Origin of the sequence: Chitinophaga sancti (assembly GCF_034424315.1) — a bacterium.
Taxonomy (GTDB): Bacteria; Bacteroidota; Bacteroidia; order Chitinophagales; family Chitinophagaceae; genus Chitinophaga; species Chitinophaga sancti.
In genome coordinates, this window is sequence record NZ_CP139972.1 from 6,233,118 (window position 1) to 6,254,849 (window position 21,732).

Consider the following 21,732-nt stretch of genomic DNA (forward strand, 5'->3'; position numbering starts at 1 on the left):
ATAAAAGCATATGGTTATGTCTAAGTAATTGTTTCAGTGATAAATGTAAGACGATGTCTAAACGTGGAAAGAATATATTTTTAGCCGATGATGACGCTGACGATTGTCTGCTTTTTGAAGACGCACTCAAAGAGGTGGCAAACGACATTACACTGACTACAATTTCGGATGGTAAAGAACTCATGGATATGTTAGAAGAGCGCGTTCCCCCGGCTCCGGACATGATCTTCCTGGACTTGAATATGCCCCGTAAAAATGGTTTTGAATGTTTGCGGGAAATCCGGACAGATCAACGCCTCAAGTCCATTCCTGTTATTATCTTTTCTACCTCATCTCAACCGGAATTTATCGAACAGGTGTTCATTTCAGGAGCTAACCGATATATCAGGAAGCCATCTTCCTTTTCGGAGCTGATGAAAGCAATAGCAGAAATGTTGTCTATTGATTGGGATACCAGTGAGAGATTTCCTAAACGGGATAATTTCTTTATCTCTTTTTAAGAAAACAACGCTTACAATCGGCGACGACAATGAATTTGACCAGGCTTGATTTTGAACAGGCGAGAACGATGCATCTGCATTTTAAAACGCAGTTACGATCGGTTCTCTACGGCGCAGCAGTAGACACTATTCCTCTTTTATCTGAACATGAATGTGCATTGGGGAAATGGATGCACGACCACGCATTACAGCGCTACCGTCATATACCGGAAATGCAACAGTTGGAGCGGGCGCATACAGCTATTCATAACTGTGCAGGGAAGTTAATTAGTTTGTATAAAGCGGGTGATGAAACAGCGGCAAGAGAAGGACTGACAGAAATGGAAAAAATTGCGGATGAACTGGTAGGCTTACTGGCTGGTATCGAAACGCAAATCTTATCAACAGAAAATAACGACGATCCTGTCGTGGAAAGCATAGAACAACATTTAGAAATTTTACAGGCGCTACGCCAATCTGTGGAAAACCTGGATGAACAGATCAGGGTTGAAACGCAGAAAGAAGCTGTATCGAATGAAAGCCGTTTCCGTGAAAGCGTGGAACAGGCACCGGTAGGTATTGCTATTTTTCGCGGTAGGGATATGGTGATTGAGATGGCAAATACCATGTACCTGGAACTGATCACCCGCCCGGCAGAAGCTGTGGCAGGCAGGTCACTCTACGAGGTATTGCCGGAAGTAAGAGATTCTGTAAAACCCCTGCTCGACAATGTATGGGATACTGCTACGCCCCATTATGGCAACGAGTTTCCGGTGATCCTTTACCGGCATGGGGTACCAGAGATGGTGTATTTCAACTTCGTGTATCAGCCACTGAAAAACAGTAATGGAGAAATAGATGGTGTGATGGTTGCGGCCACAGATGTTACAGCGGCGGTAACTGCCAGGCATGCCCTGGTGGAAAGTGAGAACCAGTTTCGTAACCTGGTGATGCAGTCGCCTATTGCCATGGCTATTTTCAAAAGCAGGGATATGGTGATCGATATGGCGAACAATACCATGCTGCAGAAAATGTGGAGACGATCCGCTGCAGAAGTAAGCGGGCGTAAACTACTGGATGTATTTCCTGAACTGGCTGGACAGAAGTTCCCGGAGCTACTGCTATGGGTATATGATCATGGCATAGCGCACCAGGAGAAGGAGGCGATGGCTTATGTAGATGGGCCGGATGGTATGAAGCGGTTCTACCTCGACTTTGAATATACGCCTCTCTTTGACCTGGAGAAGAACGTATATGGCATCATGGCCACTGTATCGGACGTAACGGAGCGTAAAGAACATGAGATGGCAATGCGCCTGTCAGAAGAAAAATTCAGGGTACTGGGCGATACCCTGCCACAGATGATCTGGACGACAGATGCTGATGGCAGGCTGAATTATGCCAGCAAGCGATATTTTGAGTTTACCGGCATGACCCTGGATGAGCTGAATGGAATAGGGTGGTTCAATGTTATACATCCGGAAGACCTGATGCGTAACTTGCCTGTATGGCAGGAGGCTGTTGCAAAAGGGATAGAGTACCAGATAGAGCATAGAATGCGGAAGGCGGATGGTACTTATCGCTGGCACCTAACACGCACTGTGCCGCAAAAAGATGCGGAAGGGAATGTGAAAATGTGGGTAGGTTCGACGACAGATATTCATGAAGGCAAAATGTCTATAGATAAACTGGAGGCTGAAGTACTGGAAAGAACGAAGGAATTACAAAAGTCTAATGATGATTTGAGAAATTCAAATGAGGAGCTGGCGCAGTTTGCCTATGTGGCGAGTCATGACTTGCAGGAGCCTTTGAGAAAGATCCAGACATTTGCGAGCCGGTTGCTGGATACGGAGTATCATAACATTTCGGATAAGGGGAAGGATTATTTTGCCCGTATGCAGGCCGCGGCACAGCGGATGCGGCAGCTGATAGAAGACCTCTTATCATTTTCAAGAACGAGTAATAATGGGGAGCAGTTGTTTGAATATGTAGATCTGACGCAGGTACTGATGCGGGTAAAAGATCAGTTGAGTGATCAGATAGATAAGCAGGAAGCGGTGATAGCATATGATTTATTACCAGTGTTGTCTGCTATACCTTTCCAGATGGAACAATTGTTTATGAATTTGCTGAACAATGCATTGAAGTTTTCCAGGAAGGGTGTAAAACCTGTTATTAAAGTGAAGATGGAGGATAATGTGTATACCCTTGTAGGTGGATTACCTTATCATAAGATCACGATAGCTGATAATGGGATTGGGTTTGATCCACAGTTCAGTGAGCGGATCTTCCAGGTGTTTCAGCGTTTACATGTGCGAAACCAGTTTGAAGGAACGGGTATTGGTCTGGCGATCTGTAAGAAGATAATGGATAATCATAAGGGGGTAATAATCGCGGAAGGGGTACCTGAGGCGGGCGCGGTGTTTACTTTGTTATTCCCGGTTGCTTAAGATCTTTTATAAAAAAGAACGCTTTTGCCAGGATGCGGCAAAAGCGTTCTTTTTTTATTGTTTGGGTAATTTAGCTTCAAATAGTTCCCATATTTCCTGGCTCCAGGGCCATTGCCGTTCTACGGTTTCTTTATCCATCTTATTTAATACAAGTGGAAATTGTTTTCCTGCAAAACCTGATTCCAGGCGTTGTACCACTTTACATACTTCAATGTATACCTGTGCGGCTGCTTCGGCCAGTTCCTGTGTAGGAGTGGCCTGTCTTGCATAGTCATTCCATTTTTTCCAGAATACATAGACCATCCTGTCTCTCAGTGCATTTCTTTCAGGTAATTGCCTAATGTTATTGTGTAGGAGTGTAAGGAAGGATGCTAACTGTTCTGCATTGCCGTAGGTAGCTTTTGCCCATTTACCGCCTGATTGTCTGAACAGGTGTTCTAATACGAGGTAAGGCAATGTTGCTGCTGGTTTCAGCGTGTCAGAAAGATCACTGAATACCTGGTTGATCAGATCGCCTGGTTCAAGGGCAAAGACTAATTCAGCAATAGGCCATTGGCTGTATAATGCTGCCCAAGCCTGGTATTCCCAGTCATTCAAGGTGGCGTATCGTCTCTTTGAGTGAAGTGTAGGCATACTGAACTCAATATGCTTTGCATAGTTCTCTGCTGTGAATAAGCGATCAAGCTGTGCCCTGTATTCAGGATCTATGAACCCGGTTCCTTCCAGGTATTTACGCACCATATATTGTGCATCCTTGTCAGAAGCTTGCTGCAGGTAGTCAAGGCTGATCTGCACCAGTTCCGGTGTTACCAGTTTACCCGTTTGCATAACCTGTAATAACTGGTGGAGTATGCCACCCGGTTTAGGCATGCTTAATAAGAGCTTGTATAATTCTATAACTTCTGCCTTCTTAATAGTCCTGTTCTGCCATGCATCCTGGAGCATTCTTTCTGCTTCCATAAAGGTCTGCATCCCATTCTTCTTCATCATGGTCTGCCTGAAAGCAGGGAGGAAAGCGCCTGTCTGGTCGGCTTTGTCCGTGTCACTCAGCAGCCAGTTAGCTTTCGTGAGTGATACGATATGTGGAAGCTGTGCTCTGACTGTAGCATCAGTAGCGGCCAGTTTGCCCAGCATCTGTACCCATTCATCCAGCGGAGACTGCGGGTAGTAGGCAATATGCCTGTACAATGAAGTGATGATGGCGGGGGCTAATTCACTGAAATCTACTTCCAATGTTTTTAGCAGTGAGTAGGTAGCTGCCAGTTCGCGGATATCTTTAGACTGCTCCAGTAATAATCCCAGGCTGCGTTTCAGATCAGGAGAATCGCTGTAGGAAAAGGTTCTGAGACGTTCTATCACTGCGGTGCGGGTCTGCTCAGGATACCAGTTGTTTTCCAGTACTTCTCTGAATAGCTGCAATAAAGTGTCTTTATTTTCAGGGCTTACTGGTACTTCGAGCGCGGCATTGATCAGCTGCGTTTTCAGGTAATGATCCGTTTCAGCAACTGCGAGTGTAGTGATGAGTGTTAAAGTTGTGGCCGATTTACGACCGCTATTGAGGATCACGTTGATGAGTGCACTACGTAGGGCTAGTAATGGTTCCTGTTTAATGGCAGCTGCCAGTGCGGGTTCCAGCTGCTCCTGGTGCTGAACGAATTTCTTCTCCAGGTATGGAATGGCAGCCTCTCTTACATAAGGATTCTTATCCTGGAGTGCAGTGGTCAGTAATTCGGGAATGTCGCTATGCGCTAATAAAGAGAGCACGCGTATTTTCAAACCGGCAGAAGGTGTTTGTGCAAACAAAGCTGTGAGTGCTGTTTGCAACTCCGGGTGTGCGATCAGCCTGTCTCTGATCATAGCCAGCAGTTCTGGTTGATCAGGTGCTTTCTGCAAAGCAGAGAAGATACCACTGAATAAGGTGGTGTCAATCTCACGGAGATTCGCGAGTAGTTTTATGATAGCGGCTCTTACATACGGGTCTGTTTCTGACATGAATCTGGCAGAGAGATTTTCAATCACTGTAGCCGAAGGAGCTGGCAGGCTTGCCAGGAATGCAATGGCGTTTTCCCTGGTGGTATTGTCTTCCAGCGGGGAAAGGAACTGTAATGCCAGGGTAGCAGCCGTATCTGTTGGGAATTGTTTGATTAATTCCAATAAAGCGGCTTTGGTACTGGCGGGAGACAAGGCAATAAACTCACTGACCTTAGTGATGGTATCAGCAGATTTATTCACGCTGCGCAGTAAGCCATCGATACAATATTGCTGAATGAGGGGATCGAGGTCGTTCACCAGTGTATCGGCGAGTATTTCCTGTACACTATCCAGGTGAGCCGCGAGCTGGCTGAGGGTTGCTATAGCAAGGAGGCGCAGCGGCCTTTCAGGTTCCAGGCAGGCAAACCAGCTCAGGGTATCGATCAATGCTTCCCGCTTGCTTAGGCGGGTAATGGGGATGTTCACTAACAAATCCAGCATGCGTGCCCGCACAGAAAGGGTATTTTCTTCCCTGGCAGCAGCCGCCAGTTTATCAACTGCTTCATCCGTTTCCAGGAAGGGTTGCAGGCTATTGAGTGCATCCAGTCTTTCATGTTCTGATCGTTCAGCAGAAATTAATATATCGAATAAAGCAAGTGCTTCTGACATCTTCAAATTAGTTTAGGTTAATCAGCAAATCCGGGTCCATCGTCACTGGTAGCGGGGCGTATGTTACGCAGCAGGGTGTCTGCATCCAAACACGCGTTGCGGCAGGCATCTTTCATTGCTCTCATGGCGTCATTATCCTGTGGTATAAATGGTTTTGCCATGATAGCCTGCAGGAGTTCCGGGACAGGCTCCCAGCTACAGTTTTTATCCAGGTAACTGATGTAAGGGAGCATACCGGCAGCGGTGGATTGTTTTTCAATTTGCTGCCTGAATTCGGCAGCTGTTGGTTGCAATACTTCGTCCAGCAAAATGAGGTTGATGTATCGGCCTCTTTTTTCCAGGAGTTGCCAGAGACCATCTTTCTGGTCAGGGAAGCCCGGGTTGCCTTTCAGCGCCAGCAGGTAGTGATTGAATTTGGATTCATTGCCAAGGTCAGTGGTCAATAGCTGTGTAAGGGCGTACCTGCTCAGGTTATCGTCCATGCCCTTGTTCATAGACAGGAAGCGGAGAATTTCGATATCGCTTACCCCTTCCTGGTAAAGGCTGCTGCTGTTGCCAGGTGTGAGGGCTGCCCAGAGAATGCGATTCGCCATTTCCGGGTTTTCACCATAATACATCCAGATGTGAGGGAAGATACCGGCAAAGTTATGCGCTACATCTGCCTTGTGCAACCATTGTTCCCAGTTGATGCTGGAGCTGCCAGCCTGCGAGATGGCGGTTTCCTGTACCCTGGTGCAGATCTCCTTTATGACCGGGTCCTGTTCGTGATCGGCCAGTTGACTGAACACCTGTACGGTAGCAGGATTAAGTTGTGGGATGGTACTGATTTTCCTGGCCAGCAGGCGACGGAGTTCCCTGTTTAACTGTGTATGCAGGAGCACCGGGGCTGCGGCTTCCACGACTTCGGTATTTGCTTTGGTCAGCGGAATGAGCAGGATACCTTTGATCCCGGCTTCTTTGATAGCTGGAGAGGGGGCCTGTAAAGCCTTGCTGTAAAAGCTGTTCAGGCTATCATCATTTGGTGTGAAGCTGGTAATTGCCTGTAAGATAGCCGTACGGCATTCGTCTTTCTGTTCTTGTTCATAGGCCTGTACAAATCGTTCGAAGAGTGCAGGGCGCTGTGCGATGAGCTTTCCTAGAATGTTGTAAATGGCCACTGCCAGATCGGCCCGGATATTTTGTGTGGACAGTTCCAGCAGTGCGTGTACCAGTGTTTCATTTTTAGCAGTGTAAGGCGCTAAGAGATATAACAGTTGTAGGTTTTGAGCAGCAGCGAGTTGTGTACACAGGTGCTCAATGATAGCAGGTGTGAGTTGCAGGCTGTATTCAAATACTCTTAAAGCAGCCTGCTTTACATCCTGGTCAGGATCCTGCGTATAAGCATGCAGGATAGTGTTCGTCAGTTCGGTGCTGTCGATACCATGTACGGCCAGTAACTGGATACACCAGGTGCGTATAAAAGGTGTGGTGTCTGTTTTTAACAGCGTAGACAGGGCTTCTACGGGCACGAGAGAGCGATCAAAACAGCAACGTAGTACCATTTCCTTGATGGCAATGGGTTCTTCTGGTTTTAACAATGTTGCAATAGTGGCCAGCTCTAAGGTATCCTGTAGCAGGAGCCTGTTTACAATTACCAGTTTATCTGTTTCGTCTGCCTGGTGCATGATCTCTTTGTAGAAAGCAATGTCTTCGGGGCTGGCATCAAGGGGTATTAATAACCAGGAGAGGATGAGGCGGCTGGTACCGGCATTCTCCTGTTGTTTATAGAATTGGATCAGGTGTTGCCTGGCTGTTTGATCGGTGACAGACAAGCGCCCTAAGATAGGGAGGATCAGGTCTCGCGACTCATCCTGTGCCAGGGAGGCGATCATAATGTTAATCAGCTCCGTGGTATTGTTTAGCTGGCGAAGGCCAGTGCCGGCCAGTTGGCGGATCATGTCTGCTTTCAGCGTGGTATCTGTTTCGGTAGCTATCAGCGACAACCATTTTTCTGCAATGGCGGGGTCGTGGAGATAGCGGGTAGCGGCAGAGAGCAGTGAATACTTTGTATCGGTATCGGAGAGTGGCACGATGTCCAGCATCATCAGGGTCTGGGCGCTGTGTGCTGCCCTTCTTTCCCTGATCTCATCAGTGATCTTACTCATATTTTAATACGTTGGGTTTAATACCGGAAAGGGCATCAGCGAGTGCTTGTTGCTGAGAGGCATCCAGATCCAGTTTAACAATAGCATCGAGGGCTTTTTGCCTGGATAGTGTATCGATTAATTCATTGCGTACTACGGCGAGCAGTACATCGAATTGATGGGGAACGCCGGGGCGCAGGTAGCCATCGAGACAGAGGCGGAGCAGTTCTCTGTCGGTATCGTAGCGCAGTACATCTTCGAGGGCAGGGATCACTTGTGGGTAGATCTCTGCTACATTGGCCAGCAGGCCGGCACAGGTTACCCTGAACGGAGAACCGGGTTCTGTGAGCTCGGCAGCGAATACGTCTACCAGTTGCGGATGACGGGCTACGGAGAGGGCTTTGACCTGGTGGAACAGAACTTCGCGGATGCTTTCGTCTCTTTCCCGTGTAAAGAGGGCTAAGAGTGGATCGAGGACCTGTTCAGTTTTCAGGCGGGTGGTTACGAGGGAGAGTACTTTTCTTCTGTGTGCTGGTATGGGCAGGTCTTTAATGCTTTCCAGCATGATATTGCTGATATGGGGATCTCTGCCCATGTAAGGTGCCAGCATATCGGTGATGGCGTCAAATTCTCCATCGTCATATACGGAAGGGTTGGTGGCGAAGGCGTTTGCCAGGGCCAGCCTGATTTCCGGAATACGCATAGCGGGTTTGATGAGTTCCAGCAGGTCGTAGCGGATACCGTTGGTTCCGGTATCCGGGAGTGTTGTAGCCAGGGTAATGAGCTGTGCATCGCTCATTTGTTTATTGTCAGCGAGGCGGCGCATCACGCGAAGGCGGATGTCCGGATCGTTTTTAATATCGAGGTAAGGTTGTGCGGCAGCGAAGAGTTTATCGCCCCAGCGGGAGCATTTCTCGGCTAAGGTGAGGGCTTGCGATTGCAGCAGGGCAGGGGAGTTGCGATGTTTCTCCAGGGCGGCAACGGCCATATCTTCAGAGATGAGGGGCAGGTTGGCCAGGGTATCCTGGATGGCTATCATTTCGGGCTCACTCAGGTTAGGTGTGGCAGAGAGTTCGATGAAGAAATCGACCAGCTGCTGGTCCTGGTGAATACTTTCCTGTAGCCGGAACAGGAGGGCAACGCGGGTATCTCTTTCCTTTTCCTGTTTGAAGAACTGGAGGAGGGCATCGAAGAGGATGCGTGGCTCCGGAAAGCGGGAGGTGTTCAGGGAGGATAGGAAGAACATGACCTCATCCCGTAGTTTCTTGTCTTTTACATCGGGTAATACCTGTAGCAGGGCGGTAATGACTTCCGGTTCGTGCAGGTGGTTTTTGGCCAGTTGCAGGATCTGTGCTTTGATCACTGTTTCTGCGTGTAGGCTACCCAGTACCTGTCTGATCAGTCCCGGTAGGGATTGTTGGGTTTTGTCCATAATGTTTTCAATTAAAAGATATGCTGGATTGCTGATTATAATGTGATGATGGCCTCGATTTTGTCTAAGGCGACCACACATCTTTTGCCATCGTTTGTCCTTAGTTCTACGGCATCCGGGTGTAGATTGCTCACGATACCCTGCAGGGTGGCGTGGGTAATGTAAATGCTGATTTGTTGCTGTTCCAGGCGGCTGCTTTCAAGTAAGGATATGAATATGGGTAATGGCATGGATGATCCGTTTTTGTGAAAAAAGAGGCAACGGTAAAATTGCTTACGAACATTAACGGGCTCAAAAGTAAGGAAGTTTGATTTTAATAACAACCTTGGGGCTGGAACTGAAATAATTTCACATTTCATTGATAAAAATGTCAGTTTCTCTGTAAAAAATTCAGTTTGCGTGGGCTGGCATTGGCTTTGAAGGTATAGAGGTGTTGAAATTATAGTATTGTTTAACTTTTAAAACGAGTTTGACTATGTCTATCATTAAAAGAAATCACACATTCCCTTCAGTATTTGATGATTTTTTCAGCAGGGAATTAATTAACTGGGGTAATAACAATTTTTCAGCAAGTAATACCACAGTTCCTTCCGTGAATATTAGGGAGTCTGCCGGCGAATTTGAAGTTGAGGTGGCGGCGCCAGGAATGGATAAGAAAGATTTTAATATTACGCTGGATGGTACTATGCTGACTATTTCTTCAGAAAAGCAGCAGCGTGAAGAAAAGAAAGAAGAGAATTATACGCGTAGGGAGTTTAGTTATCAGTCATTCAAGCGGAGTTTTCAGTTGCCCAAAGATGTGGTAGATGCGGAAAAGATTAATGCGAGGTATGAGAATGGGTTGTTGCACCTGACAATTCCTAAAAAAGAGGAGGCGAAGAAACAGGGGCCAAGAATGATTGAGATAGTTTAAGAAGTAAAAAAGGCTGACCGTGAGGTCAGCCTTTTTTATCCTGCCATGGTGATTTTATCGAATTTTAGTTTGCCTGATTTTAGTTTGAATACATAGAAGATGGCGTATTCGCCACCGCCAATTTCGGGATCGACTTTTTTGTTATAGCCGCTGAGCTGGAGGGTGACGGTTTGTTCCTCTTTGTCGAAGGTGGCTTCCATGCTGTAGAATGCAGCCTGGTCGTCGGTGAATTCGGCAGTTTTGGAGGAGCCTTTTTCGTAGAGGTCTTTTGTTTTTATTTTCAGGAAAGAGGTGATGAATGCTTTATCGAAGATCTTGTCGAAGTAGAGATCGAAGGATTTCTCGGTGACGGGAGCTTCCTTTTCGGCAAGGTGAGGTACGTCGACGATGTACCAGAATTCGGCACTGTTGAAAGGGAAGCTAAAGAAGGTTTTGGTGGTTTCTTTATCCCTGTGATAGATTGCATCTCTGAGGGTACGGATTTGGTCGATCCAGGAGCTGGTGGTATCAGTAGTGTTATGGGAGGCCATAGTTGCCATCGCGGAATGGGCTGACAATATCAGGCAAAGGTACAGGATGTGTCTTTTCATGAAGTAAATTTAGAAATTTTATATTTGAATAGTATGTGCCAGGCAATCTCATTTGATATGGTTCCCTGCCTTTGCAATCAGCATACAACCTGATCATATGTGCTTTTGGCGAATAGGCGGATCGGCAGGTAAATGAAGGATTTGTATCCTGGGTTGTCAGACAGGATTTAAGGGCAGGTATTGTTTTGCCTGGTGGATAAGGATTTTGCTTTGATAATGAAAGATATAGCTCGATAAAAGTCAGTACCTTGATATAAATCCTGCTTGTGGAGACGAGGATTGGTGAATGAAAATGATGTATAACTTACTACAATATTTGTTGCACCTGCCGGTTGGACTTGTGTGGCTCATTTTCCTTGTGGAAAATGCGATGATCACCTGTGGGGTGTTGTTATTAGGCCGGTACTTTTATAAAGGAGGATATACGGCAAGGGAGTGGGGGATTTGTGCGATTACCAATATCCTGAATACGGTGGTGACTTATGGAGGGTTTTGGTTGTGGAAGCAAGGCGGGATAAAGGTTAGTATGGAGGGATCGTGGCGGGTGTTGGTTGATTTTGTTTTATTGTTTGTGGCGATGGATTTGCTGATGTATGTTTTTCATATCGTTATTCACAAAACGTTTTTATATAAGGTGGTGCATCAGTTACATCATGAGGCGGTGGATCCGAAGCCTATAGATCTGTTTGTATTGCATCCGGTAGAGACGATGGGGTTTGGAAGTTTGTGGTTGTTGTTGCTGGTGGTGTATGGGTTTAATATTTATGCGATCATTATTTACCTGGTAGTGAATGTGATCTTTGGACTGGCGGGGCATCTGGGGGTGGAGCCATTACCTGCTAAGGTGCGGCAATGGCCGCTTGTTAAGTATTTAGGAACATCTACGTTTCATCATGATCATCACCGGGATATTCAGCATAATTTTGGTTTTTATACCAGTGTTTGGGATAGATTGTTTAATACATATAGATGATCTTATAAAAGGCTGGCAACCGTCTCCAGCCCCGGCACTTCAATCTTTTTTCTCCTGGCTTCTTCCTGTACGTCGTGGCAAAAAGGCTTAGAAACGCTTTTAGCTTCGCATTAAATCAATTGCGGAGCAACTTTCTTCTGTAAAAGAAGATCTTCACTAAAGAGACAAGTTCGCTGATGGCAGTAAGGCCCAGCGCGTATTTAAAAGTAGTTTGATCTACACCTAAGATAAATACGATCAGAATAACCGGGGGAAGTAATAACATACCATATCCTTTCCATCCAATCCACTTGTGAGAAAGAGAGGCCAGCACGGCCCAGATCCCACTGAAAAAAACAGCTGCCCCCAATAATAACAGCATCGCGAAACCACCTTTTTCCGGTACGAAAAAATTATAGAACAGGATGCTCCATAAAGCGAGGAGGAGGATATAGAGCAAGATGTATGGTACATTTTTCATAGCGACAAAAATATGAGAAAATCTTAATAAAGAACTTTATTATCATGATGTTGCCGTGCAGGTACTTGTGCATGGCCATGATGGGTAAGATTTGGATGTGGTGTAACTTCTGTGGTTTATATTCCGTTTTATCTCTAAACCTATATTAATGAAAAATGTTTACCCGCTTATCCTGTTGTTAATATTATCCCTGTTAGGGGCATGTAAGAAGGCAGAATATACCAGTGAGCTGTTTAAAAGCAAGGAAATCTATATTGCATTTAAGGCATCTACGGGCAATAACTATAAGTATGTGGTAGCTACCAGTAGCTGGACGGGGTATAGTAGTGCGACTACGTTGACTATTAAGGATGGCAAGGTGGTTGGGCGTGCTTATATCAGCAAAATGTTGGTTAATAATGTTGTAAAAGTTGATAAGGAATGGATAGAGGATGCTGCTACCCTGGGATCACATACTGAAGGGGCGGCATTGCGGAACCTGGATGATGTGTATGAGATAGCGAGGAAGGAGTGGTTGAAAAAGCGGGATGATGCGGATGTGTATTTTGAGGCGAAGAATGATGGGATGATATCATCGGCGGGGTATGTTAATAAGGGGTGTCAGGACGATTGTTTTAATGGGATTTCGATTAGCGCTATCGCGAAGTTATAAATGAAAAGGGCAGCTGAGATGCTGCCCTTCTTTATAGCCTGATATTATCTTCAAAGGTCTTCATCAGTAACTCAATACCCTCCACCAGCTTAATCGTATCAATTTCAAGAGCTGGCAGCTCATCCCACAAATCAAACCTATTTCCTTCTGTAAACCGCGGCCAGAAGATCACATCATAGTAATATTCCCATACCTCTTTCACATACCGGTCCTCCATAAATCGCCGTAGCTGAATATTGGCTTCGTCCTGATGCACATAATCGCCAAAAAGGTTTACGAACTTTGCAATGCCTTCGACAACAGGAATACTGAAATCCTCTGCCAGTATACCCTGATAGGCAAATTCCATGTCATAAAGCGTAGTCTCGGAGTCATCCTGCTCATTCAGCCATGGAATCAGGTTATCATATTCCTTCAGGTCTTCGAAATTCGTAGCTATACCGGCTTTGATAGCAGCTAAAGAACTAGCAGAAAAGATCTCTCCTGTTTTATACGTTAAGAATTTATCTGTCCTGTTATTATCAGTGTCTGTATACCAGATTAAAAATAAGGGCGCCTCAAGATTGGGCGAGCGATATTCTATTATCCAGGTATCAGTTTCCATAGGGTTAAATTTCGCACAAAATAAAAAAAGAACACCTGACGATGTTCCCTTTTTATAGTATTCCTGATCATTTTTTTTCCCCTTCCCCGTCATCCGCATCTTCTGTTTCTTCCAGTTTATCCTGCTCGCTTCCTCTTTTAAGTTTCACTTTAGGGTTACTTTGTGTACCCGTGACACTAAACGGAATTCCCAGGATGCCAAATGGGGGCAATCCCAACCTGCCTTTGAGGTTCAGCCTGCCATCAAAACTCACCTGTCCTTCAAATCTAGGGCGGAAGCCGGCTACGCGCATCTTTGTGCGCTCGACAGTAATGATATTATTATTGATCTTTGATTTGATATTGATCTTAGAAAGGTCCGGATCTCTTACATCTTCCTTACCTGTTGCGCTGCTGACAGCATTGAACAAGCGGAAGCCTTTCATCTTTACTTTCTTCACAGACAACACACCTTCTCCTTTCAGTGAGGGATAAACCGGGTTCATATTTTCATCCAGTCTGCCGCTTAAATGGTATTCCAGGCCCACGATGCCACTTGCGCTGCCTGCGGAGGTAGCCATGTCATGGAAGATCTTTATCTCTTTATAAGCCCGCTGTATATCAAATTCCTGTGCGCTGATCCTGTAATCAAAGCTAGCCTTCTTCGGACTGAGGCTGGTATACCTTGCATCCATTTCTACTGGCGCGCCGATCAGGGTAAATCCGGTTTTATTTAGCTGAAGGTAGTTGCTGTCAATTACCAGCTGGCCGTGAAAATCGTTGATGTTGATGCCGTTGAAAAGGATACGCGTTGCGTTGGCATTCAGGGTCAGTGACAGATTTGCAGGTACCATAACTACGCCGGAATGGGAGGAGGATGCGGAAGTATTAGCGCTTGCCTCGGGGGAGGTGTTGCCCCCATATACCATCAGCTCATCTACAAGTATATAATCGCTTTTCAGATCAAAATTGCCGTGTAATACCTGGTCCTTTTGCATAGCATAACCAATCACATTACTCAAATACCCATCCAGTCTGATAGCTGACTTACCATAATGCGCATTGAACTGATCGAACCACATTTTATCCTGATCAAAACGGAACACACCATTAGAAATATAAAATGGCAAAGGGAACAGTTCTGATGAAAGGGTGATATCTTTTACTATCAGTGTGCCTTTATTGTACAGCTTATTATAACGCCCCGCCATCGCATCGCTTTGGGTACCGCGCAGTGACAGGTTGGTCTTAATCAGCCCTTTTACATCATAACCTTGTTGCGCAAATACTTTGTATATTTTTCCTAAATCTATACTCCCATTAGAGTTGATATCATAACGCAGGTTATCGAAATTATTCAGATCTGCTTTCAACACAAAAGCTTGTCCTTCGAATTCAAACGACACCGGTTTGAGATTCACGGCCAGTGATTTGAAAGTGCCAGTGGTATTGGTAATGGAAGCATCGATATTGATCTTCTCCAGCGGACTGGGATAATACTTTGTATGCACAATGCCGTTATTCATGATGAGTGTAGCTGTAGTAACAGGGAATAAGCGCTTAACAGGTAGATAGCTGCCTTTCGTCACAATGTTGAAATGCAGGTCACCAGCCAGGGATGTACTATCCAGGGGGTAGAATTGCTTAACATCTTCCAGGTGAAGGATTCCTTCCAGGCTGGCATCTACCAGGGGACTGGCGCCATTGCTCAAATTGAAATAACCTTTGATGTAGTTATTCAGCACATTTGCATTGATGTTTTTGATTGCAAACAAGGCATGTGCATAATTACTATCAGGGCAGGAAGCCTGGATGTTAAAATTGATGTTGTCCACCGCCTTTGGCAGGGAACCATATTTCAACATGCCATTATGGAAAGATGCCTGCAGACTGAATGTGGGAATGCTGCTAATGACAGTATCGGCCTGTTTCCGCAAGCCGCGGTAGATGACCGATTTCGCATACTTACCATCTGCCAGCAGGTGTGCCTGGAAGCGGCCTTTCATTTCGAAAGATTGAAGGCCCACGGCTTTGCTCCATTTTTCAAGGTCTATATCGGTATTGAGTTTTACATGTAGCTCCGGAGTGGTTAGACCTTTTAGTTTCATGATTGCACTAAAATAATCCTTGTCTATATTAAAGAAAATGGAGTCGATATTGACGGTCAGGCTATCGGTATTCAAATGCCGAAGCTGTGACTGAAAATTGAGGAACAGGTTTTTGACCGGGGCAGGTGCTTTGGTATTGGCGATCATACCGTTCCTGATCTGCACATTAAAAGTCAGGTCGGGCATGGTGTTCGTTTCCGCAATGTATTCACCAATCAGGGAGGCGTTTACATCCGCAGCTCCTTCGATATGTGTATGATCCAGCCAGGTGGTATATTCATGTGGTAATGCAGTGAAAATCGCTGCCAGGCTGGATTCTTTTGAGCGGAGTTTGAAATCCATGGTATAGCCATTTTTCAGGAAACCGAATTTTCCTTTGAATTGGACCGGGAGTTCATTTATTTTCAGATCGTTCTTTTCGAACACCAGGTCCAGTGAGTTGGTATTAACCTTAGTAATGAGTTCTCCGTCCAGTTTTTTGTTCTGGATGTAGGGGGTATTGCCATAGGAAAGGTCGAAAGAGGAGGCCTGCAAGTGAGAATAGAGGTCAAACTGTGCCTTGCTGAGATCACCTTTACCCAGGTAATCCACATCCTGGGCTTTGACGTAGAGGGGGAGGGATTGGTCGTTGTAGATGATGTTACAATGTTCCAGCTGGATCCTCGCTATTTTCAGAGACGCGCTGCCACTGTCAGTTTTAGCCGGGTTGGTGGCGGGGGCGGATTGATATACGTTATAGTTGGGATGGCCTGCGGAATCTACCATGATATGGATATTTCCTTTGGTAAGGTAGATCTCATCGATTTTGACGGCACTGGAAAACACGCTGGCCAGGTTGACACCGAGGGCGACCTCGTTAGCAGCGATGAGCGTATCCTGCTGGAAAGGGGCGGCTCCTTTCAGACTGAAATCATAGAGTGTTAAGGTAAGGGATGGAAAGTGATTGAAGAAAGAGAGCCTTGCTTTTGAGAAGTTGAGATCACCTGTGATAGTGTTATTGGTCCACGTCTTGATCTTATTGGAAATAGTGGTAGGAAAGAGGACGGGGAGGAGAAATAACAGTAATAAAATTGATACAATAGTGATGGAAGCAATCTTCAGTGTTCTTAATGCTGTTCTTTTGAATTGGACGAAGCTCATATAAGCGCCCGGTATTTTTTTAAACCTGGGTATAAAGGTAAGTAGAATTTCATGAGCCCGACAGGCTAATGGTTCAATGTCAAATAGTTATAAAGAATTATTCGTATGTGTTCGCCTGAGTATTCAATATATTGCGGGAAATAATTATTCATTTGCGGAGGGTTGACAGTTGGTTGTGTCTATTGTGGCTGAATTCAAACAGTTAATTGAGAAAAATGTTAATTAGAGAAGGTTTGGGGTGAGTGGGGGAGCAGGGATCAAGAAAGACATTATGAAAAAATAATACTATGTTATAAATTCGCTTTTTCCTGGCAGAAAAAGATATAGTCAGGTTCTTTTTAACACTTAATCATAAAAGGAAGTATGGTAATCGTCAATAGTTTCGCAGAATATCAAGCATTTGAAGGTAAAGAAATTGGTAATTCTGAATGGCATAAAATAGACCAGGAACAGATCAATAAATTTGCCGATGCAACGCTTGATCATCAATGGATCCATTGCGATGAGGAAAGGGCAAAGAGAGAGGGGCCGTTTAAGGCGACGATTGCCCATGGTTATCTGACATTGTCATTGATCCCTTATTTGTGGAAGCAGATTGCGGATATCCGTAATGTGAAGATGGAGATTAACTACGGAATTGAGAGTTTTAAATTTGGCCAGGCGGTGTTGGTGAATGATGAGGTGCAGTTGAATGCGAAGCTGAAGTCAATCGTTGATTTGAGAGGGGTGACAAAGGTGGTAATTACGGCTACGTTGAATATTAAAGGGAAGAATAAGCCGGCTTATGTTGGGGATGTGGTGTTTTTGTACCATTTCTAATACAGGTAGTAAGATATTGGAAGAGGGAACGATACGCTTGTATTGTTCCCTCTTTTCATTTACCTCAGTCTTTCGGACTTATTAATAGAATTGTATAGCCGGGGCCAACGGGCCAATGAAGCACCCACGGCTATGAGAATAAGCGCTACCCTGTTTTCAGCGATATCCGGGGCCTTAGTGAATATTCGGAATGCTTCTTTCAGAGCGCCAGGTGCTTATTCTTTCATTGCTCCCGTTTTATATAAATAATAGGTTGTTTGATAAGTGGCTATGGCTTTTTTTATAAGCGGACTATCTATCTTAATTGATTGTAAATCATCAGTTTGTTTTTCCCGTTTAAATACGCCAATCTGTTGTTGGTAACTTAACACTGCCAGACTATCATGTTGCATATAGCCCGGTTTTTGGTAGGTAGCTACCCATGCTCTGGGTTGATAGGTTGGCTTCAACACATCCTGTACATACCAGATTGTTTCATATTGCCAATGAGGTAAACCCAATAATGTAGGGAATAAATCTATTTGTGAACACTGCTGATTGATAATTTCTGAGGCAGGAATAACAAGTATAGCGAATAACTGATACTGAAGAATAAAGCTACCAGGCTATCAACAACAAATCCCTTTGCATAGACATTCAATATCGCTGAAAATGTAATACCTGCTTTTTGCCATACCAATCCTAAAAATATCGTTCTTATTAAAAAGGAGACAAGCAGGAAGAAAATGACAAAATTAACCATGACAGAATACCGTGTTTTGCTAATGGTCATAACAAATAAACGGCAAAGTACTGTATAAAATCTGTAGAAATCCTGTAGCAGGTAGAAGCTTTCTATGAGTGCTTGATATAGAATTTTTTATTTAACGATATTTGGCAGCAATATTTTTCACGACCTCATATTACTAACAACCTTAATCGGACAACATGGCAAACTTTGGGAAACAGATGCTGAACATTTTGGGAGAGATTAAAGGAACGGGCTCCTTTGTAAGTAGTGGAGTTCAGCCTTTCCTCTTCCCTGGTTTACAGATCCGGGGCATGGATGAAATCGGGTTTCCTATCAATGCTACCCAAATTAAAGCGCTGATCAAAATAGCACACCAGGCACCATTCGGTAAGGGGAGCAAAACAGTGCTCGACAAAGCCGTGAGGAGTGCGTGGGAAATTGATGCTAACCAGATAAAATTTGTTAATAAAAAATGGGGGGAATTTGTAGACGGTATTTTGAAGCAAATCAAGCCTTCTATGGGGCTTGAAGGGCTTTCGGTTTCTGCAAATCTGTACAAGTTGCTGATATATCAGAAAGGGGACTTCTTTCTACCTCATAAAGATTCTGAGAAGGAGCCGGGAATGTTCGGTACGCTTATTATAGGTTTACCTTCCAGCCATACAGGGGGAGAGTTAGTTGTAAAATTTGACGGATGCAGTGAGGTTATTGATTTTTCTGACCCGGTCAACAAGTATCAAATTCCATTTGCGGCCTTTTATGCTGATTGTGAGCATGAGATCAGGCCCATTACATCCGGTTACCGGGTTTGCCTGGTATATAACCTGGTTCAGGTTAAGGCAGATAGGAAAATTCAGCCACAACAGCTGAACGATCAGGTAAAGCAACTCGCCGAACTTTTGAAGGCCAGTGAAGAAGACCAGGATATTCCCAAAATTGTGCTATTGGGGCATCAATATACCCCTTCCAATTTCACTATGAATGCCTTGAAATTAAACGACAGACATAAGGCAGAGGCACTTATCAGGGCAGCGGAGTTAGCAGAATTTTATATAAAACCGGGTTTGGTTACGTCCTATCAAGTGGGTGAGCTAACGGAAGATGATACTAAACAATCGTCTTCAGGTCGTAACTATAGGAAACGGAATCGTTATTATGAGGAGTATGACGATGAGAATTTAACAGGAAATGGAATAATAGGGGAGGTGTATGATGAATATGTTTGCATCGAGCATTGGATGAAGGGAGGTATACCGCCATTGCGAAATATTCAGTTCGATGAGATGGACCTTATATCAGCCATAACCCTTAATGAGGGAGAGCCCATAGAAAAGGCTGCCGAAGGCTATACTGGCAATGCAGGTATGGAAATGCAATATTGGTATCACTATGGCGCTATTTTCCTGTGGCCTCGAAAGTACCATTATGACATGGTGATAGATCTTGATGCTGAAAATAAGCTGGAATGGATAGACTATTATAACCGGCACTGGAAAACCCTCACAAAGGTAGATATCGCCCTCACAAAAAAACTGGTAGAAGCAGGGATGTCTGTAAAGCACCTGAAAGAGAAAGCTGATTATAGTCCATTGGCAGATTGGCTGATGAACCTGAATGATGAGAAGTATCTATTGAATAAAGGTTCGCAATTTTTGACGGATCATTTTGTACGGATCGCTGTTGACAAATGGATAAAGCTGGTCAAACATTATCCAATAGACCAATTTGAAAATATTTTCTTAACCGCCGGCAATAAAAAAGAAGTGTCGGTTATCAGGCATCTGTTAGGCATCTTCAATGATTTGTTGGAGGATAGTTCCTCTTCAGCAAGGGCATTTGTGGAACAACAAGCCTCGTGCATACCTGGCTATTTGGAAAACCTAAAATTAACTGCGGAAAATGAGAAAAAGGGTATCAGGGAGATCTTACGATACCTTTTGCAAATCGACGGGAAGAAAGTGATCAGAGAAAAAAACTGGCACAAGAAGATAACAGCAGCCCTTACCCAAAAACTAACACGAGAATATGTAAATGACATTCTGATAGCTGAAATACTAGGTGCTGATAACAAATCAAATCTCGCCGAGCAATTATTGTCAGTTTGCATAAGCGATCTACAGCGCAGGGTACTGGATAAACCTAAGCCTCCCATTAGCTGGTCAAGACCTGTGCCTAAAAAAGCTGGTATCTATGGAGATGTTTGGGATATCCTGGCAGATTTTCTCAAATCTGCTACTGTACAAATTTTTAATTATCAGGCTATATTAGAAAAACGGAAGGAAATGGAGTATGCTATCGGAGATGTTGTTATTGACATTGAAATGGAAACCATCAGGAGGGGATCTCCTCATACACTCAGGCTTACTAAAACGCAATATGCATATGAAAGAGAGCTAGCTAAGTGGAAAGAGGATGTTGAAATATTAGAAAAAATAAAGTAAGGAATGTTGGGTTTTCTCTTTTACCATGCAGATTTAATACTTAATGTTAAATCTGCATGGGCCATTTAAAGAAGGTAGAAGTCAAAATCCCAAATGCATTAAAGCTAAGCCTCGCTGTTGTCTTAATGGAATCCACGTCAGGGAGCAAGACAACTATTGCCCCATGTTTAAGCACTTATCTTGAAGATAAATTTATAGTTGGCGGAAATAATTATTTCTTCATAGATGAAGTACAGGAAGTGAAGGAATTTGAAAGAACCCTTCGTATTTGCTGGCGAAGGGTTCTTGTGATATTTACTGTACGGGTAGTAATGCAAATATGCTATCAGGTGAATTGGCTACATTTTTGTCTGGCAGATATTTAGTATTCAATATCCATAGTCTGAGTTATCAGGAGTTTTTGCAATTTCACCAACTTGAGAATAAATTCGAATCACTAATACTTTACCTCAGGTATGTAGGAATGCCATTTTTAAGTAATATCGGATTGCAGGAAGATCTACCTTATGAATATCTGCGAGATGTTTACTCCACTATTTTGTTAAAAGACGTTGTAGCCCGTGAGAATATCCGGAATGTTTCATTTTTAGAAAATCTGGTAACTTATCTCGCAGACAATACAGGCAGTTTTTTTTCTGCCAGCAATATCAGTAAGTATCTTAAATCCCAAAGAGTGGATATCTCTCCGTAGCTAACTATTAACTATCTGCAGGCGTTGTGCAATACCTTCTTTGTACATAAGGTGGTAAGATCAGAAATTGGAAGACTGAAAATATTTGAAATCGGTGAGAAGTATTATTTTGAAGATCTGGGTCTGCGTAATGCAATTGTTTGTTTTAATCAAGGTGCCGATATTCATAAACTTATGGAGAATGCTGTTTACTTATTTTTAATACAGCAAAACTATAAAGTGTTTGTAGGAACGTTAGGTGATAAAGAGATAGATTTTGTTGTAGATAAAAATGGGGCTAAAATTTATTTTCAGGTTTGTCTTACTATTATGGATGAAAGTACTGCCAACAGGGAATTTGGGAATCTGTTAAAAATAGAAGACAATTATCCTAAGTATGTGATTACGTTGAATGATTTGTTAATTGGTCAGGATAATAATGGAATAATTCAAAAAAACCTGATGGATTTCTTAACAAGTGAGCTATAAAAAGTGGTAAGATATCAGGGGATGAAAAGAGAAATTGGTTT

General features: G+C 44.1%; 18 protein-coding genes. 9 read left to right on the plus strand and 9 right to left on the minus strand.

Annotated elements, in window-relative coordinates; genetic code table 11:
• Positions 1 to 53 precede the first annotated feature (53 nt).
• Positions 54 to 500 (plus strand): response regulator, encoded by a 447-nt coding sequence (locus U0033_RS24450; RefSeq protein WP_072365400.1) that lies wholly within the window; start codon positions 54 to 56, stop codon positions 498 to 500.
• A gap of 29 nt (positions 501 to 529) precedes the next feature.
• A complete protein-coding gene (locus tag U0033_RS24455; protein ID WP_072365402.1) occupies positions 530 to 2,929 on the plus strand; it encodes a PAS domain-containing protein in 2,400 nt (799 codons plus the stop codon).
• A 54-nt stretch (positions 2,930 to 2,983) separates the two neighbouring features.
• Here U0033_RS24455 and U0033_RS24460 read toward each other — a convergent pair whose 3' ends face one another.
• From U0033_RS24460 to U0033_RS24475, 4 genes are read right to left on the minus strand one after another with little or no spacing between them, the layout of a single operon-like run.
• Positions 2,984 to 5,569 carry a hypothetical protein gene (locus U0033_RS24460; RefSeq protein ID WP_072365404.1) on the minus strand — a complete coding sequence of 862 codons (2,586 nt, stop codon included), beginning with the start codon at positions 5,567 to 5,569 and terminating at the stop codon, positions 2,984 to 2,986.
• Positions 5,570 to 5,586: 17 nt separating this feature from the next.
• On the minus strand, positions 5,587 to 7,713 hold the full coding sequence (locus U0033_RS24465) for a hypothetical protein (protein ID WP_072365406.1): 2,127 nt from the start codon (positions 7,711 to 7,713) through the stop codon (positions 5,587 to 5,589).
• Positions 7,706 to 9,124, minus strand: coding sequence for a hypothetical protein (locus U0033_RS24470; protein WP_072365408.1), 1,419 nt, complete (start codon positions 9,122 to 9,124; stop codon positions 7,706 to 7,708). Before U0033_RS24470 ends, U0033_RS24465 begins: the two co-directional genes overlap by 8 nt.
• 35 nt (positions 9,125 to 9,159) lie before the next feature.
• The gene (locus U0033_RS24475; protein WP_072365410.1) at positions 9,160 to 9,354 is read right to left on the minus strand and encodes a hypothetical protein; all 195 of its coding nucleotides are present in this window, start codon (positions 9,352 to 9,354) and stop codon (positions 9,160 to 9,162) included.
• Between the two features lie 245 nt (positions 9,355 to 9,599).
• Here U0033_RS24475 and U0033_RS24480 point away from each other — a divergent pair, with 245 nt between their 5' ends.
• A complete protein-coding gene (locus tag U0033_RS24480) occupies positions 9,600 to 10,037 on the plus strand; it encodes an Hsp20/alpha crystallin family protein (RefSeq protein WP_072365412.1) in 438 nt (145 codons plus the stop codon).
• A gap of 35 nt (positions 10,038 to 10,072) precedes the next feature.
• On the opposite strand, the gene U0033_RS24485 is transcribed toward U0033_RS24480, so the two are convergent.
• Positions 10,073 to 10,627, minus strand: a complete 555-nt coding sequence (locus U0033_RS24485; RefSeq protein ID WP_143150939.1) for a hypothetical protein — start codon at positions 10,625 to 10,627, stop codon at positions 10,073 to 10,075.
• Positions 10,628 to 10,919: 292 nt separating this feature from the next.
• Here U0033_RS24485 and U0033_RS24490 point away from each other — a divergent pair, with 292 nt between their 5' ends.
• On the plus strand, positions 10,920 to 11,600 hold the full coding sequence (locus U0033_RS24490; RefSeq protein WP_218164114.1) for a sterol desaturase family protein: 681 nt from the start codon (positions 10,920 to 10,922) through the stop codon (positions 11,598 to 11,600).
• Between the two features lie 115 nt (positions 11,601 to 11,715).
• Here U0033_RS24490 and U0033_RS24495 read toward each other — a convergent pair whose 3' ends face one another.
• Positions 11,716 to 12,060, minus strand: a complete 345-nt coding sequence (locus U0033_RS24495; protein ID WP_072365418.1) for a hypothetical protein — start codon at positions 12,058 to 12,060, stop codon at positions 11,716 to 11,718.
• 148 nt (positions 12,061 to 12,208) lie between these two features.
• On the opposite strand from U0033_RS24495, the gene U0033_RS24500 reads away from it, so the two are divergent.
• Positions 12,209 to 12,712 (plus strand): hypothetical protein, encoded by a 504-nt coding sequence (locus U0033_RS24500; protein WP_072365420.1) that lies wholly within the window; start codon positions 12,209 to 12,211, stop codon positions 12,710 to 12,712.
• A gap of 31 nt (positions 12,713 to 12,743) precedes the next feature.
• Here the strand turns inward: U0033_RS24500 and U0033_RS24505 are convergent, their stop codons facing one another.
• Both U0033_RS24505 and U0033_RS24510 read right to left on the minus strand, forming a co-directional pair.
• Positions 12,744 to 13,316, minus strand: a complete 573-nt coding sequence (locus U0033_RS24505) for a hypothetical protein (RefSeq protein WP_072365422.1) — start codon at positions 13,314 to 13,316, stop codon at positions 12,744 to 12,746.
• Positions 13,317 to 13,383: 67 nt separating this feature from the next.
• Positions 13,384 to 16,542: an AsmA family protein gene (locus U0033_RS24510; RefSeq protein WP_072365424.1), complete on the minus strand. Its 3,159-nt coding sequence runs from the start codon at positions 16,540 to 16,542 to the stop codon at positions 13,384 to 13,386.
• 363 nt (positions 16,543 to 16,905) lie between these two features.
• On the opposite strand from U0033_RS24510, the gene U0033_RS24515 reads away from it, so the two are divergent.
• The gene (locus U0033_RS24515) at positions 16,906 to 17,361 is read left to right on the plus strand and encodes a MaoC family dehydratase (protein WP_072365426.1); all 456 of its coding nucleotides are present in this window, start codon (positions 16,906 to 16,908) and stop codon (positions 17,359 to 17,361) included.
• 215 nt (positions 17,362 to 17,576) lie between these two features.
• On the opposite strand, the gene U0033_RS24520 is transcribed toward U0033_RS24515, so the two are convergent.
• Positions 17,577 to 17,753: a hypothetical protein gene (locus U0033_RS24520; protein WP_177318729.1), complete on the minus strand. Its 177-nt coding sequence runs from the start codon at positions 17,751 to 17,753 to the stop codon at positions 17,577 to 17,579.
• Between the two features lie 535 nt (positions 17,754 to 18,288).
• On the opposite strand from U0033_RS24520, the gene U0033_RS24525 reads away from it, so the two are divergent.
• The 3 genes from U0033_RS24525 (at position 18,289) to U0033_RS24535 (ending at position 21,691) form a co-directional block, all read left to right on the plus strand.
• On the plus strand, positions 18,289 to 20,532 hold the full coding sequence (locus U0033_RS24525; protein WP_072365433.1) for a 2OG-Fe(II) oxygenase: 2,244 nt from the start codon (positions 18,289 to 18,291) through the stop codon (positions 20,530 to 20,532).
• Between the two features lie 463 nt (positions 20,533 to 20,995).
• Positions 20,996 to 21,223: a hypothetical protein gene (locus U0033_RS24530; RefSeq protein WP_322518430.1), complete on the plus strand. Its 228-nt coding sequence runs from the start codon at positions 20,996 to 20,998 to the stop codon at positions 21,221 to 21,223.
• 51 nt (positions 21,224 to 21,274) lie between these two features.
• Positions 21,275 to 21,691, plus strand: a complete 417-nt coding sequence (locus U0033_RS24535) for an ATP-binding protein (protein WP_072365437.1) — start codon at positions 21,275 to 21,277, stop codon at positions 21,689 to 21,691.
• The last annotated feature ends 41 nt before the right edge of the window (positions 21,692 to 21,732 follow it).